This is a genomic window from Actinoplanes sp. NPDC000266 (assembly GCF_042899005.1).
Taxonomy (GTDB): domain Bacteria; phylum Actinomycetota; class Actinomycetes; order Mycobacteriales; family Micromonosporaceae; genus Actinoplanes.
This window is the reverse complement of the sequence record NZ_JBIAZI010000002.1, coordinates 705,905-720,445: the sequence shown is the minus strand read 5'-3', so window position 1 is coordinate 720,445 and position 14,541 is coordinate 705,905. Positions and strand designations below refer to the sequence as shown.

14 protein-coding genes are annotated in these 14,541 nt (G+C 71.9%); 7 read left to right on the top strand and 7 right to left on the bottom strand.

What is annotated here, in order from left to right:
- Nucleotides 1-19: 19 nt before the first annotated feature.
- The 3 genes from ACFY36_RS09745 (at nucleotide 20) to ACFY36_RS09735 (ending at nucleotide 2,758) form a co-directional block, all read left to right on the top strand.
- Entirely contained in the window at nucleotides 20-1,072 is a 1,053-nt protein-coding gene (locus ACFY36_RS09745) for a P1 family peptidase (RefSeq protein WP_499745506.1), read from the top strand.
- An 89-nt stretch (nucleotides 1,073-1,161) separates the two neighbouring features.
- Complete coding sequence (locus ACFY36_RS09740) at nucleotides 1,162-1,833, top strand: GNAT family N-acetyltransferase (RefSeq protein WP_499745505.1); 672 nt, start codon at nucleotides 1,162-1,164, stop codon at nucleotides 1,831-1,833.
- Between the two features lie 10 nt (nucleotides 1,834-1,843).
- On the top strand, nucleotides 1,844-2,758 hold the full coding sequence (locus ACFY36_RS09735; protein WP_499745504.1) for an alpha/beta hydrolase: 915 nt from the start codon (nucleotides 1,844-1,846) through the stop codon (nucleotides 2,756-2,758).
- 7 nt (nucleotides 2,759-2,765) lie between these two features.
- On the opposite strand, the gene ACFY36_RS09730 is transcribed toward ACFY36_RS09735, so the two are convergent.
- On the bottom strand, nucleotides 2,766-3,164 hold the full coding sequence (locus ACFY36_RS09730; protein WP_499745503.1) for a VOC family protein: 399 nt from the start codon (nucleotides 3,162-3,164) through the stop codon (nucleotides 2,766-2,768).
- A gap of 54 nt (nucleotides 3,165-3,218) precedes the next feature.
- Here ACFY36_RS09730 and ACFY36_RS09725 point away from each other — a divergent pair, with 54 nt between their 5' ends.
- Nucleotides 3,219-4,184 carry a helix-turn-helix transcriptional regulator gene (locus ACFY36_RS09725; RefSeq protein ID WP_499745502.1) on the top strand — a complete coding sequence of 322 codons (966 nt, stop codon included), beginning with the start codon at nucleotides 3,219-3,221 and terminating at the stop codon, nucleotides 4,182-4,184.
- Here ACFY36_RS09725 and ACFY36_RS09720 read toward each other — a convergent pair.
- Nucleotides 4,177-4,902, bottom strand: coding sequence for a YwiC-like family protein (locus tag ACFY36_RS09720; RefSeq protein ID WP_499745501.1), 726 nt, complete (start codon nucleotides 4,900-4,902; stop codon nucleotides 4,177-4,179). The genes ACFY36_RS09725 and ACFY36_RS09720 overlap by 8 nt on opposite strands.
- Before the next feature lie 99 nt (nucleotides 4,903-5,001).
- Here ACFY36_RS09720 and ACFY36_RS09715 point away from each other — a divergent pair, with 99 nt between their 5' ends.
- Together ACFY36_RS09715 and ACFY36_RS09710 are read left to right on the top strand one after the other, a co-directional pair.
- Nucleotides 5,002-5,589, top strand: a complete 588-nt coding sequence (locus ACFY36_RS09715) for a class I SAM-dependent methyltransferase (RefSeq protein WP_499745500.1) — start codon at nucleotides 5,002-5,004, stop codon at nucleotides 5,587-5,589.
- 60 nt (nucleotides 5,590-5,649) lie between these two features.
- Nucleotides 5,650-7,698 (top strand): M14 family zinc carboxypeptidase, encoded by a 2,049-nt coding sequence (locus tag ACFY36_RS09710; protein WP_499745499.1) that lies wholly within the window; start codon nucleotides 5,650-5,652, stop codon nucleotides 7,696-7,698.
- Nucleotides 7,699-7,735: 37 nt separating this feature from the next.
- On the opposite strand, the gene ACFY36_RS09705 is transcribed toward ACFY36_RS09710, so the two are convergent.
- From ACFY36_RS09705 to ACFY36_RS09695, 3 genes are all read right to left on the bottom strand, one after another.
- Nucleotides 7,736-8,503 (bottom strand): aminotransferase class IV, encoded by a 768-nt coding sequence (locus tag ACFY36_RS09705; protein WP_499745498.1) that lies wholly within the window; start codon nucleotides 8,501-8,503, stop codon nucleotides 7,736-7,738.
- A 12-nt stretch (nucleotides 8,504-8,515) separates the two neighbouring features.
- Nucleotides 8,516-9,673, bottom strand: coding sequence for an NAD(P)/FAD-dependent oxidoreductase (locus ACFY36_RS09700; RefSeq protein WP_499745497.1), 1,158 nt, complete (start codon nucleotides 9,671-9,673; stop codon nucleotides 8,516-8,518).
- Nucleotides 9,674-9,754: 81 nt separating this feature from the next.
- Entirely contained in the window at nucleotides 9,755-10,711 is a 957-nt protein-coding gene (locus ACFY36_RS09695) for an RNA polymerase sigma-70 factor (protein WP_499745496.1), read from the bottom strand.
- A gap of 24 nt (nucleotides 10,712-10,735) precedes the next feature.
- Between ACFY36_RS09695 and ACFY36_RS09690 the strand changes: the two genes are divergently transcribed.
- Nucleotides 10,736-11,416 carry a hypothetical protein gene (locus ACFY36_RS09690; protein ID WP_499745495.1) on the top strand — a complete coding sequence of 227 codons (681 nt, stop codon included), beginning with the start codon at nucleotides 10,736-10,738 and terminating at the stop codon, nucleotides 11,414-11,416.
- Here ACFY36_RS09690 and ACFY36_RS09685 read toward each other — a convergent pair.
- Both ACFY36_RS09685 and ACFY36_RS09680 read right to left on the bottom strand, forming a co-directional pair.
- A complete protein-coding gene (locus tag ACFY36_RS09685) occupies nucleotides 11,399-12,343 on the bottom strand; it encodes an acetylxylan esterase (RefSeq protein WP_499745494.1) in 945 nt (314 codons plus the stop codon). The two genes, ACFY36_RS09690 and ACFY36_RS09685, sit on opposite strands and share 18 nt — an antisense overlap.
- Nucleotides 12,344-12,366: 23 nt before the next feature.
- A complete protein-coding gene (locus tag ACFY36_RS09680) occupies nucleotides 12,367-14,433 on the bottom strand; it encodes an alpha-galactosidase (protein WP_499745493.1) in 2,067 nt (688 codons plus the stop codon).
- Nucleotides 14,434-14,541 lie beyond the last annotated feature (108 nt).

Below are 14,541 nucleotides of genomic sequence, written 5' to 3'. Positions count from 1 at the left end.
ACAGTCTAGGAGCCCCCTGATGCCCCCTTCCCCCCACCACGACCCCACGGCTCCCGCTCCCGCGCCGGGCTCGGCATCCGCTCATTCCGGCGCGCCCGCGCGGCCGGTGGCCGGGCGGGACTTCGGCAATGCGCAGGCCTCGCTGCGGGCGGAAACCGGCCGGGCGGGGGCGGGCTGGGTGACGTTCGATATGCCCGGCGTGGCCGTAGGCACCGCCGAATACGACGCCGGCCCCACCGGCGCCACGGTGATCTCGCTGCCGCCGCGGTCCCGGACCGCGGTCGACCGCCGGGGCGGCTCGGCCGGTCTGCTCGGCGCCTTCCCGGTCAACGACGCGATCTGCCTGGCCGGCGGATCCACCTTCGGCCTGGCCGCCGCCACCGGCGTCCTCGACGAGATGTTGCGCCGCAGCGGCCACCGCACCGACTTCGCCGCCCTGCCCGTCGTCTCCGGCGCCGTCGTGTACGACTTCGCCCCGCGCGACAACGCCGTCTATCCCGACGCCGAACTGGGCCGGGCCGCCTTCATCAGCGCCCGCACCGACCGGGTGGCGGTCGGCCGGGTCGGCGCCGGCATATCCGCCACCGTGGGAAAGGCCGTCGACACCCGAGCCGAGTACGCCGGCCAGGGCGCCGCCTTCACCGCCGTCGGCCCGGCAAAGGTCCTCGTGGTCACCATCGTCAACGCCATCGGCGTCATCGTCGACCGGGCCGGATCCGTCCGCCGCGGCAACCTCGGCCCGGCCACCGGCGAACGCCACCCGACCTACCCCGACTACACCGCCCGCATCGCCACCGGGTCCCCCGGCTCACCCTCCGCGCCGTCCACAACCGGCCACACAACGCTCACTGTCGTGCTCACTAATGTTCGAATGGACGACTTCGAACTGAGCCAGTTCGCCACCCAGGTGCACAGCTCGATGCACCGGGCGATCCAGCCGTTCCACACGATCGCCGACGGCGACACCCTGTTCGCGGTCACCACGGACGAGGTGACCGTCGCGACCCCTTCGCTGGCGGTGGGAGCGCTGGCGTCCGAACTGGCCTGGGACGCGGTGCTCTCCACGACGTGAGGCGGGGGCCTCTCACGGCGTACGGGCGCGGCCGGGAGCCTCGAGCACCGCCCCCGGCCGCGACGGGGACATTGGCTAGGTTCGGCGTCGTGGATGACGACCTTTTCGCGCTTCACGAAGCCTCGCTGATCGACTCGTGGCGGCTCCTGGCCTCGGTGGATCCGGCGGCTGCGGTGATGGCCGGCCCCGGCGCGGTCACCATGGTTCATTCACATCCCGCGTTGTGCAACGCGTTGCTGCGTACACCCCAAGGTCTTGAACGCATCCGCGAGGTCTTCGCCGGCCGCCACCACGCCGTGTGGGTCCGGGAACCGCAAGCCCGCCTCGACCGGGCACTGGCGGCTGCCGGCTATCGGCGCGACGAACACACCGTGCCGATGGTGCTGGATCTGCGTGAGTGGACAGAAACGACCGATGTTGCCGTCGCGCGGGTTGATCCGGGCGACGTGGCCGAGCACAGCGGCGTCGACCGGTTGATGCTGGCGGAGGTGCCGCATACGCACGGCTACGCGACCCCGGCGTGGGAGTCGTGGGCGATCACGATGAGCACTGGACCGGTCGCCAACGTCTCCTTCGTCACCACACGTGAGGAGTTTCAGCGGCGCGGTCTGGGACGAGCCGTCATGACGCGAGCCTTGTACGACGCCCGTGCCCGCGGCGAGACCCACGCGACCCTGCAATCGACCCCGGAGGGTCTGCGTCTCTATCGCCGTCTCGGTTTCCGCGGCGTCGGGACCTGGCAGGAGTGGACGCCGGCCTGACAATGGGACGATGTCCCGGGTGTCGGCTCTTTTTCGCGTCGCGCTCGTCCTGATTGTGCTGTGGGCGCTGATCGTCGCGGCGGCCTGGCTGCTGCAGCGGCGGCTCATCTACCTTCCGGACCGGTCGTCGCCGGGCGCGGCGGCCCAGGTGTTCCCCGCGGCGCGTGATGTCACGTTGCGCACCACCGACGGGCTGAGCCTGACGGCGTGGCTGGTCGAGCCCTCGACGGCGACGCCCGGCGGTCGCCTGGCGGTGCTGGTCGCGCCCGGCAACGCCGGCAACCGGCTGGCCCGGGCTCCGCTCGCCGCCGCGCTGGCCGGCCGGGGCATGACCGTGCTGCTGGTCGACTATCGCGGCTACGGCGGCAACCCCGGCCGTCCGAGCGAGGACGGGCTCGCCCGCGACATCGAGGCGGCGCGGGCGTTCCTCGTCGAGCAGGCCCGCATACCGGCCGAGCGGCTGCTGTACTACGGCGAGAGCCTCGGCGCGGCGGTGGTGACCGCGCTGGCGGTGAAACACCCGCCCGCCGGGCTGATCCTGCGGTCGCCGTTCACCGATCTGCCCGCCGCCGGCAGTGTGCACTATCCGTTCCTGCCGGTGCGGCTGCTGGCGCGCGACCGCTTCCCGGTGGCCGATCTGGTCGCGCGGGTCGCGTCGCCCACGCTGATCGTGTACGGCACGGCCGACTCGATCGTGCCGCCGAGGCAGAGCCTGGCCGTGGCCGCCGAGGCCCGGAAGCCCGTGCGGGACGAAGCCGTGTCCGGCGACCCCCGGCAACCGGTGCGGGACGCAGCCGTGTCCGGCGAACCCCGGAAACCCGTGCGGGTCGAAGCGGTTCAAGGCGCGGACCACAACGACGCCGCGCTGCTCGACGGCGCCCAGCTCATCGAGGCCATCGTGGAGCTGGCCGCCGCGTCCACCTGACCCGCCGCTAAACCGGGAGGCCGAACTTCGCCTTCGCGGCCGGGGTCGCCGGGGTGAAGAAGTTGACCAGGTTGCCGTCGGGGTCGCGGACCAGCAGGGAGCGGTTTCCCCACGGCATGGTGGTGGGCGGAGCCACGGTCTCGGCGTCGTGCAGCTTCCCGTGGGTGCCGTCCACGTCCGGGACCAGGAACTCGATGATCACGGAGTGGTTGTCGGCCGCGTGGGCCGAGCCGGGGGAGAACAGCGGCACCGTCTTCTCGCTGCCGATGGCGAGCGTCGCCCCGGCCGTGGTGATCTCGGCGAAGTCGGGCGTCGACCAGGTGGCCGTGGTGCCGGTGGCCCGCTCGTAGAAGGCGACCAGCCGGGCGATGTCGGCCGTGATGACGCGCAGGGAGATGAGGTTCATGGCGGTGACGCTAGAGCGAATACCGGGCAGCTTCCGCCCGGTATTGTCTGCCGTGTGGCGCGGCCGACAGCTCAGGTGCTCACCCTGCTGGAGCTGCTCCAGTCGGGCGGGGTCCGCCGGGCGGCCGAGCTGGCCGATCGGCTCGGCGTGGACGAGCGGACCGTCCGGCGCTATGTCGCTCATCTGGTCGAGCTCGACATCCCGGTCGAGGCGGTGCGGGGGCGCTACGGGGGATTCCGGCTGGCCCGCGGCTATCGGGTGCCGCCCCTGATGTTCAGCGACGACGAGGCCCTCGCCGTGCTGCTCGGGCTGGTGGCGGGCCGCCGGGCCGGCCTGATCGGGATGACCGGCGCCGCCGACGAGACGGCGGCGGCGAAGATCCGGCGGGTGCTGCCCCGGCGTCTCGCCGGACGGGTGGAGAGCGTGCTGGAAACACTCACCCTTACGACCACGGAGCGTGCGCCGGCCACCCCGGACACGGCGACGCTGCTGGCCGTGGCCGACGCGGTGCGTCACCGCCGCCCGGTGACGTTCCGCTACACGGCCGGGAACGGCCGGCGCGGCGACCGCCTCCTGCATCCGTACGGCCTGGTCGCTCATTCCGGCCGCTGGTACGCCCGCGGCGCCGACCCGGCGATCGGCGAGGAGCGCACGTTCCGGCTGGACCGGATGACCGACGTACGCCCCCTGCCCGGCACCTTCGACCCGCCGGCCGGATACGACCCGGCGGAGGAGGTGCTGACCGGCCTGGCCCGGGCCGGCTACCGCCATCGGGTCCGGCTGCGGATCCAGGCGACCGGCGACCAGATCCGCGCCCGCTTCCCAGCCGCGCTGGCGGTGATCACCGAAGCCGGCGACTCCTGGCACGAGGTGGAGATCCGCGCCGAGCGGCTCGACTGGATCCCCGGCACGCTGGCCGCCCTGGACCGCCCGTTCGTCATCGAGGAGCCGCCCGAGCTCCGCGACCTGGTCACCGAGCTCGCCGCACGACTGGCCGCACACGCCCGCCACGTCAGGTGACCGCGGCGGCCAGCACCAGAGCGCTGGCCACGATCTCCAGAAGGCCCACCTGTTTCGGGACCAGCCCGCGGCCGGGCAGGAGCCAGGCGCGCCCGAGCAGCAGGGCGAACACGGCCGCCGGGAACAGGCCCTGGGTGACGACGGCGGCCAGAGCCGCCGCGTGGTAGATGACGGAGGCGGTGCGGTAGGACTGGCTGTCGCGTTCGCGGATCATCGTCTTGACGTAGAGGATCGTGCCGGTCAGATAGAGCAGGATCAGCGTGAACGGGGCCAGAACGTCGCCCGCGGGCACTGCGGCCACGGTGGCCACCACGAAGATCATCAGGCAGCTCTGCCCCACCGAGGCCAGATCGTTCAGGAGGGCGCGCTCGCGGCGGCGATGGGCATACCAGGCGTTGACGGCGATCAGCACCGCGAACAAGGGGGCGTAGCGCAACACCTCCGGCCGCGCGACGAGCACGGGAGTGGCAAGGAGCAGTGTGCTCACCCCGTACAGCCGAATCTGGCTCTGGAAACGCCGAGGGCGACGGGACTTGATCGCCTGAAAGGCGAAGTAGGAAAGCAGATAACCGGACAGCCAGGCGCCCAGCAGCGGCACGTCGGGCCAGCGGAAACCGGCGGCGGCCACGCCCGTGACATAGGGGAGCAGCAGCATTGCCCACGCTCCGTGCTGAGGAGGCACGTAGCGGCGGCGGGTCACTACCGGCGCGGTTTTCACGTTCAGGACGCTAGCGGGCGGCCCGAGTGGACGCCCAGGGACTTTGGTCCCTGGTGGGGTAATACCTTGGTATGGCCTGATCATGGGGGAGGTACTGGTATGAGCGAGCACGAGAACCTCTGGCTCCGGCAGATCGCCGAGAATCCGGGGCATTCGCAGTGGTACATCAAGCGGTTCCAGGACATGGCCGCGCGCGGCGTCGACCTCAACGGCGAGGCCCGGATGATCGACGCGATGGTGCCGCGCGGATCGCGGATCCTGGACGCCGGCTGCGGCACCGGGCGGCTGGGTGGCCACCTGGCCGAGCAGGGGCACCAGGTGGTCGGGGTCGATCTCGACCCGGAGCTGATCGCCGCCGCCCGCAAGGACCACCCGGAGGCCACCTGGATGGTCGGTGACCTGGCCGAGCTGCGTCTGGAGGCGACGTTCGACGTCCTGGTCTGCGCCGGCAACGTCATGACCTTCGTGGCGCCGTCGACGCGCCGGGCCATCCTCGAGCGCTTCCGCGCGCACCTGGCCGAGGGCGGCCGCGCGGTGATCGGCTTCGGGGCCGGGCGCGGGTACGACTTCGGCGATTTCCGCGGCGACGCGGCCGCCGCCGGTCTGAGCGAGGAGCTGTTGCTGAGCACGTGGGATCTGCGCCCCTTCGGACCGGACAGCGACTTTCTGGTAGCGGTGTTCAATTGACAACTGACTATGTGGAAGGTGAGGTGAGGAACGACATCCTTCGATGAAGCAGGAGGTTCGATGTCGTTCCGTCCTCGCTGGGTGGCCGTCGCCGCCGCCCTTGCCCTGATCGTCACGCCGATCCCGCGGGCCGCCGAGGCGGCCGCGGGAGACCAGCTGAGCGCCGGCGAATCGGCGCTCATCCGCTTCCGCCTTCCCGACGAGGCGATGCTGCAACGCCTCGTCGCCGGCGGGGAGGATCTGGCCGCCCGTCCCCGCACCCAGAACGGCGCCGTCCTGGCCGACATCGTCGTCGACGACGCCCGGCTGGCCGCGCTGACCGCGCAGGGCGCCGAGCCGCTCCAGGTGATCCAGCGCGCGTCGAGCGGGGCCGCCCGCTCGACCCGGCTCGCCGCGCAGGCCGACACCCTGCACTTCCTCCAGGCCTACTGGTGGACCAGCAACGGCCGGACATTCCTGCAGACGCAGGTCGCGACCACCGCCACCGACGACCCCGACGTCGAGATCACCGTCACCTGGCGTACGGCCGACGGCGCCACCGGATCGTTCCCGCTGGTCCGCTTCGAGGACTCAGGGGAATACCAGTACCACTACGCTCTGCCACAGCCGATGCCCGCCAAGCCGGTCCAGGTGACCGCCTCCTCGAGCCTCGGCGGCACCTCACGGGCGATCACCCCGGCTGTCTGGCCGGGCGCCACCCCGCCCGCTCTCCCGACCGGATATCAGAAGGACTTCGTCGACGCGTACATGACGCCGGTCGACATCAAGGCCCGGATCAAGCGCCTGGCCCGGCAGTATCCGAAGCTCGTCGACGTCATCAACCTGCCGAACAGGACCCAGGGCTACCGGCGTACGGCCGTCGCCTATCTCGGAGATCCCAACGCCGCCGCCGTGGTCGTCGAGTCGGTCGCCTTCGGCGATCAGGGCATGAACGGCGTCCAGGTCCGCACGGTCGACCCCGGGGCGGCCAACCGGCCACTCTCAGCAACATACAAAGACCGGGTTCTCACGGTACGTCTCGCGACAGACAACACCGGCAAGACGATCAGCACGACTGACGACGTCGCGGCGTTCATCTCCGCCCGCTACCCGCAGCGGTTCCGCGCCGCGGTCGAGGAGGGCTCGGCCGGCCTGCCCATGCCGGTCACCGGCCCGGCCCGCCTCGACGACGGCTTGCAAGGCACCGAGGTGCCGAAGGGCCCGTGGACCGTACAGGCGCTCCGCATCGGCAAGACCCGGGACGGCTCGAAGCCCGGCATCCTGTCGTACAGCCAGGAACACGCCCGCGAATGGGCCACTCCTCTCGTGACCCTCGAATTCGCCGAGCGCCTGCTCGCCAACTACGCCACCGACCCGGCCACCAGAGAGCTGGTGGACGCGACCGACATCTTCATCATCCCGACCGTCAACCCCGACGGCGCCAACTACTCGTTCAACGACTTCAACTTCCAGCGCAAGAACCTGGTCAACCACTGCACCGGCGCCACCCGCGACCCCCGCTACCGCAACTCGTGGGGCGTCGACATCAACCGCAACTACACCGTCGGCTCCTACTTCGACGGTTACGTCGGCGCCAGCGCCAACTGCCTGTCCGGCACGTACGCGGGCACGGCCGAACTCTCCGAGACCGAGTCCCGCAACGTGATCGCCCTGGCCAAGGCCCACCCCAACATCAACCTGGCCATGAACGTGCACAGCTACGGCGGCTACTTCATGTGGCCGCCCGGCGCCTACAAGGCCGACGGCCGGGTCACCCTGCCCCGCCCGTCGATCGACGAGTCGAAGTTCTTCCTCGACTCGGCCCGCCGCATCGTCGGCGCCATCGCCACCGAACGGGGCACGGTCACCTGGCCCTCGTACACCGGCCCGGTCGCCGACGTCCTCTACTCGGCCGCCGGCAACTCGGCCGACCAGCTCTACTACGAGCTGGGCATCGACGCCTGGGACTTCGAGGTCGGCAACGACCGCTGGAACGAGACCACCCAGCAGTGGGAGGGCGTGGGCTTCCAGCCCCCGTTCGACGAGGCCCACGCCGAGTCCCAGGAGTACGCGGGCGGTCTGGTCGAGCTGGTCCGCGTGGCCCGCGACCGGGCCGCCGCCGAACAGTAATCCGCTGAGGGGGCCCGTTCCCGTAGGGGAGCGGGCCCTACGCGCGGAGCTCGTCCCAGGGCACCGCCCGCCAGGCCCGCCACAGCAGATCCGTCAACGGCGCGCGCTCCGCCAGGTTCCGGCCGTCGATGCTCGCCAGCGGCTGTGCCGGGCAGTGGGAGTTCGCCGCGGCCGCGCCTCGCAGCCCTTCCAGCGAACTGATCTTCCGCCGTTCCGAGGGGACGCCGAGCTTCTCCAGCCCGCGCCGCAGCACCTGCGTGGTGACGCCGGCCAGCATGGGCGCCTCGGGCCAGACCACCCTTTCGCCGTTCCAGAAAACGACGTTCCAGACCGACCCTTCCCGTACGGCTCCGTCCGCCCCCAGGAACAGCACATCGTCGAACCCGGCCCGCCGCGCCTCGAGCGAGTGGTAGGTCAGCCCCATCGTCGCCACGTGCTTCAGATCGGGCAGATCCCGTTCGTACACGGCCGTCCGAACCCGCAGCGGCGGTCGCGGGGTGTCCGGAGCGGGATCCGAGACCGACACCATGACGTCGAGACCGGGCAGAACCGTGACGCGCACCGACGCGTCCGGACGCTCGCCGAGCGCGTGCTCGATCAGGCCCACCACGGTGTCGTCGGAGGGCGGCGTGTCGCCGGGAAACAGGACGGCCGAGGCCGCCCGCAGCCGGCGCAGATGGAACTCCAGCCCGGCCACGGCCCGGCGGCGCACCTGCATCGACGAGAAGTGCCCGTAGTTCCACGTGGCGGCCCGGTGCACCGCCTCCAGGGACGCCGGTGCACCGTTGATCTCCACGTACGTCATGGCCCTATGGTGTCAGTCCATCGTGGAGACGGCCGCCGGCTCCCGCGTGACGGCGCGGCGGCGGACGGGGAGCCGCAGCATGGGGTTGGCCACGCCCCAGTAGGCGCCCTTGACGACCATCTCCTTGTAGATCGCCGCGGCCCGCCCGGTCACGACTCCCGGCCGTGAGACGTCGTCCTCCGTGACGAACTGGATGAGGCCGTCGCCACGGCCCAGCGAGATGCACTGGTTGAAGTACTTCAACGGCGCGTTCGGGAGCTTGCCGCCGGTCAGGCGGGCCGCGATCGAGTCGGCCGCCTGCCACGCCTGGGGGACGCCGGAGGCGCAGGCCATCCGCATCGCCTTGTCGCCGGCGCCCATGGCCAGGGCGGAATCGCCGACCGCGTACACGTCCGGGTGCGAGACCGAGCGCATCGTGCCGTCGACGACGATCCGGCCGTCCGGCCCGAGTTCCAGGCTCGTGGCGGCGGCGAGCGGGTGGACCGCGAAGCCGCCCGTCCACACTGTCACCGCCGCCGGGAGCGTCCGGCCGTCGGCCAGCTCGACGTGGCCGGCCCCGACCCGGTCGACGGCCACGTTCTCATGCACGGCGATGCCCAGGCGGTTGGTGACCTTGCGCAGGTGGGCGCGGCCCTTCGGCGACAGCCAGTCGCCGAACGCGCCCCGGGTGGCCACGGCCACGTCGAGGTCGGGCCGGGCCTCGGCGATCTCGGTGACGGCCTCGATGCCGGTGAGGCCGCCGCCGACCACGAGCACGGTGTCGTTGCGGGACAGGGTGGCGAGACGCTCGCGGAGCCGCTGCGCGCCGGGACGGCCGGCCAGCTCGTAGGCGTGCTCGGGAGTGCCGTTGGCGGCGCTGCCGAGCGCGTACACGAGGGTGTCGTACGAAAGCTCGCCGTCGGTGAGAGAAACGGTTTTGCGGGATACGTCGACCGCGGTGACCGAGGCGATCCGCAGGGCCACGCCGGTGTCCGCGAACATCGCCGTGAGCGGGCGCGGCTTCACGGATCCGCCGGCCGCGACCTGGTGGTTACGGACGCGTTCCACGAATTCGGGCGAGGCGTTGACCAGGGTGATGGAGACGTCCTCGCGGCGGAGGCGCTTGGCCAGGCGGCCGGCGGTGATGGCGCCGGCGTATCCGGCTCCGAGAACGATGATGCGGTGCTGCATGTCGTCGCTCCTGTTCTGCGCGGGTTCGCCTCTTGAACCGGGCGGCCCGCGATTTCCTGACAGGTGACGATGTGAACCAGGTCACTCCTCGCTGAAGGCGACGAACAGGGGCTCGCCGTGGTCGGCGGCGGCCCAGCGCTCGGTGGCCCGTACGAGCTTGTCGGGGTTGGCCTGCGCGCGCAGCGCGGCGACGCCGTCGGCGGTGACCTCCAGGCAGAGCACGCCGATGACCCGCCCGTCGAGGACGGCGACCACGGCCGGCTCGCCGTTCGCGGTCGAGGCGTAGATGCCCGGCGCCCCGCCGACCAGGGCCCGCTTGGACCCACCGCCGGGGCGGAACAGGCCCCGGAAGAACTTCGCGACCGCCTCGGCCCCCACGAACGGCTTGGACCGGGCCGGAACCTTGCCGCCGCCGTCGCCCACGCCCATCGCGTCGCCGGTGAGCAGCCGCACCAACAGGTCGGTGCGGCCGCTGGTGGCCGCGGTCAGGAACTCCTCGACGATCCGCTTGGCCGCGGCCTCGTCGACCTCGCTGCGGGCCCGGCCCTCGGTGACGTGTTCGCGGGCCCGGTGGAAGATCTGCTGGCTGGCCGCCTCGCTGATGTCGAGGATGCCGGCGATCTCGGCGTGCGGATATTCGAAGGCCTCGCGCAGCACGTAGACGGCCCGCTCGTTGGGGCTGAGGCGTTCCAGGAGCACCAGGACGGCGTACGACACCGAATCTCTCTGCTCCGCGCTGTCGGCCGGCCCGAGCATGGGGTCGCCGGCCAGCAGGGGTTCGGGAAGCCATTGACCGACGTACGTCTCCCGCCGCACCCGGGCCGAGGTCAGCTGGTTGAGGCACAGGTTGGTGAGCACCTTGGTCAGCCACGCCTCAGGCACCTCGATGCGCCGCGGGTCGGCCGCCTGCCACTTCAGGAACGTCTCCTGCACCGCGTCCTCGGCCTCGCCGGCCGATCCGAGCATCCGGTAGGCGATCGCCTCCAGCCGGGGGCGCGACGACTCGAAGCGTGCGACGTCCTCGGCGACCAGCGACATGGCCCGATGTTAGCGTGCGGCATGATGCGCCCGGCCGTGGATTTCCTCGTCGACCCCTACCCGGGAGAACGCCCGGACGGCTCGTGGCTGGTCGATGCCGACGGCATGTGCCTGCCGGCCGGGCCGGACGGCGCGATGCCCAGCGGCTGGTCGGTCCAGGGTGCGGAGTGTCTCGATGCCTGGTTGGTACGCCATGACGCCGCACCCCTCGCCGGCCGGGTGCCGCTGCTGAGTTACGGGGCCAACGCGTGCCCCGGCAAGGTGATGCTGAACGGCACGCCGCTGCCGGTGGTGAACCTGGCCTGCGAGATGACCGGCCTGGCCTCGGTCTGGTGCGCCGGGCCGACCCGCGGCGGGCGTACACCCTGCACCCTGACCGCGATGCCCGGCCACCGGGAGACCGCGGTGGTCACGATGGCCGTTCCGGCCCAGCTGGCCGTGCTGGACGCCGTCGAGGGGCGGCACGCGGGCGTCTACGCGCTCCAGACGCTGCACACCGGCCGCGTGACGCTGGAGAACGGGGTCCGGGTGCCGCGGCCACTCGCTTATGTCGGCGTACGCCCTCAGCGGCACCCGCTTCTCGTCGACGGCCGGCCCCTGCCGCGGGTCGAGGTGGACTACGAGACGGCGACGGCGTTGCGGCGGAGCGCGGCCGGTGAACCGGCCCCGCCGCGCCCGATCGGCGTCTCAGAGCAGGTCGTGTAGCCAGCGCACGTTGATGGCCTGCTGGACGCTGCCGCCGCCCTCGTGGCCGTTGTAGGGCCAGATCCGGATCTCCTTGGGGCCGCCGTAGCGGTTGTAGGCCGCGTAGACGGTCGAGGGCGGGCAGATGGCGTCCATCAGGCCGACCGCGTAGAGGGCGGGCGCCGTGCCCCGGGCCGCGAGGTTCACACCGTCGAAGTAGGACAGTGTGTGGAAGACCCGGTCGAGGGTGTCGCGGTTGCTGGCCAGCATGTCCGGCAGCTCGCGGTACGGATAGGCGTCGGTGATCTCGGTGGCCCGCCGGAAGTGGGTCAGGAACGGCACGTCGATGATGGCGCCGGCCAGGTCGGAGCGCAGCCCGGCCACGGCCTGGGCGATGCCGCCGCCCTGGCTGGCCCCGGCCACCACGATCTTCGACGTGTCGACCTCGGGGCGGGACCGGACGGCGTCGACCGCCCGCACGGCGTCGGTGAACAGGCGCCGGTAGTAGTAGTCCTCCGGGGCCAGCACGCCGCGGGTCAGCAGGCCCTTGTGCTGGGGGCCGACGCCGGGCAGGTCGGGGGTGTCGCCGTCGCCCTGGCCGCGGGAGTCCATCACGAAGACCGCGTAGCCGGCGGCCGGGTAGAGCAGCCACTCGTGCGGAAGGCCGCGCCCGCCGCCGTACCCGATGAACTGGACCACGCACGGCACCGGGCCGGTGGCGCCGGCGGGCACCAGGAACCAGCCCGCGACCGGCTGGCCGCCGTAGCCCGGGAATCGGACGTCGTGGATCGTCACGCCCGGCAGCAGGGCGTCGTACGGAGTGAAGGTCGCCTCCGCCGCCGGCGAGTCGGTCAGAGTCTGTTTCCAGAACTCGTCGAAGTCGGCCGGCCGCGCGACGTCCGGGTCGTAGACCGCGAGCTGGTCGGGGGAGAGGTCGAAGTGTGCCATCGGGACGGTCTCGCTTTCAGGGGTCAGGGCAGGCGGCGCAGCCGTACGAGGGTGCTCGCGTGGTCGCCCGGCGGCAGGTCGAGGGGCAGGCCACGCTGGCGCAGGACGGCGCCGGAGTGGGTGACGCCGGTGTCGAGGTCGAGGTAGCCGGCGCCGGGCAGGACGGCCGGCAGCGGGAGCGGCCCGGGGCTGTACCCGTACGACCGGGACGGGCACCAGGCGAGGATCACGTGCTCGTCGCCGCGCACGAACTGCACGCCGGTGAGGGTGCCGGCGCCGGTGAGCCGGTACGCGGTGCCGTGCTGCACGATCGGCCGGATCCGCTTGTACGTGGCGACGTGCTCGGCCGCCTCCTTGAGCTCGTCCGGGGTCCACGTGGTCAGGTCGCCGCCGAGGCCGAGGACGCCGGCCATCGAGACGTGGAAGCGGAAGCGCAGCGGGGTGGTCCGCCCGGTGGTGACGTTCGGGCTGTCGGTGACCCAGGCGCTCATGACCTGGGCCGGGAAGTACTGGCTGAAGCCGTTCTGGATGGCGATCCGGTCGACCGCGTCGGTGTTGTCGGAGGTCCAGATCTGGTCGGTGCGGGCGAGCATGCCGAGGTCGGCCCGGCCGCCGCCGCCCGCACAGGCCTCGATGCGCAGTCCGGGGTGGTCGGCCCGCAGCCGGTCCATGACCCGGTAGACGGCCCGGGTGTGCTCCAGGAACACGCGGTCGGGGCCGGCCTCGGTGAAGGCGCGGTTGAAGTCCCACTTGAGGAAGTCGAGGTCGAGGTCGCCGACGAGCCGGTCGAGCCAGGCGTGGGCCCACTGCTCGACGTCGGGCCGGGCGAAGTTCAGCACGAGCTGGTTGCGCATCTCGGTGCGGCGCCGGTTGGGCTGGTGCAGCACCCAGTCGGGGTGGGCGCGGTAGAGGTCGCTGTCCGGGTTGACCATCTCGGGCTCGACCCAGATGCCGAACCGCATGCCGAGCCGCCGCACCTCGTCCGCCAGCGGTCGCAGCCCGTTCGGGAAGCGGCGCGGGTTGGGCTCCCAGTCGCCGAGGCCGGCGTGGTCGCTGAGGCGGGCGCCGAACCAGCCGTCGTCCATCACGAACAGCTCGGCGCCGAGGCTCGCGGCCTTCGCGGCCAGCGCCATCTGGCCCGCCTCGTCGACGTCGAAGCCGGTCGCCTCCCAGCTGTTGTAGAGGACCGGGCGGTCCTCCCCGGGATAGGGCAGGACCTGTTCCGAGACGTACGTCTGCCAGGCCCGGCTCGCCGCTCCGAAGCCCGACCCGGTCCAGACGCCGGCGAAGACCGGCGTCGTGAGGGTCTCACCCGCCTCGAGTGTCCAGGTCAGGCCCTCGTGACCGAACCCGCCGGTCCAGCCGGTGCGGCCGCCGGGGTCGCGGTGCAGGCTGACCCGCCAGCTGCCGCTCCAGGCCAGCACGGTGCTCCACACCTCGCCGTGCTCCTCGCCGGCGGTGCCGTCGTCGATCGCCAGCCACGGGTTGGCGTGGTGGCTGGTGGCGCCGCGGCGGCTGGTGAGCACGGTCTCGGCGGTCGGCAGGGCGGCCCGCTGGAGCCGGAACTCGCTGTTCCAGGCGCCGACCAGGTGGCTGAGCCGGTAGCCCTCCCGGTTCGGGACGTTCCAGGCGGCCGAGTCGGCCCGGAGCACGTCGAGCGTCTCCGGCCCCTTGTTGACGACGTCGACCCAGCGCTCGAGCACGTCGTTGTGCACCACGTAGTGGAGCCGGACCTCGAGCGGGTAGTACCGGTCGGCCAGGTCGATCCGCAGGTGGTTGCCGTCGGCCTCGTGGCCGAGGTAGCGCCACTCGACGCCGCGGGTGCCGTCGGCGAAGCGGACCTGCAACGACACCGGCCCGAAGTGGTCGCCGCCCTCGACGGTCAGCTCGGCCGCGCCCGGTCCCTGCTCGAAACTGCTGGCGGCCGGGTCGGCGATCTCCTGGCCGAGCGCGACCGCCTCGGCTAGCGTGATCCTCGGGCCCCAATGCACATGCCGCAGGCGGTCGTCGGCGTCCAGCCGGACGGCGTAGGCGCTGGTGTCGCCGGTCAGCAGCCAGAGCCGCTGGTCGGTTTCGTACGAGATGTGCATGTGAGTCCTCGGGGTACGTCGATATCACCACAGCGTCGATGTCACCGCAGTGACGTGGCGCCGAGCGTATGAGCGATCGCGCGCCGAAATCAATACTTGACGAAGTTA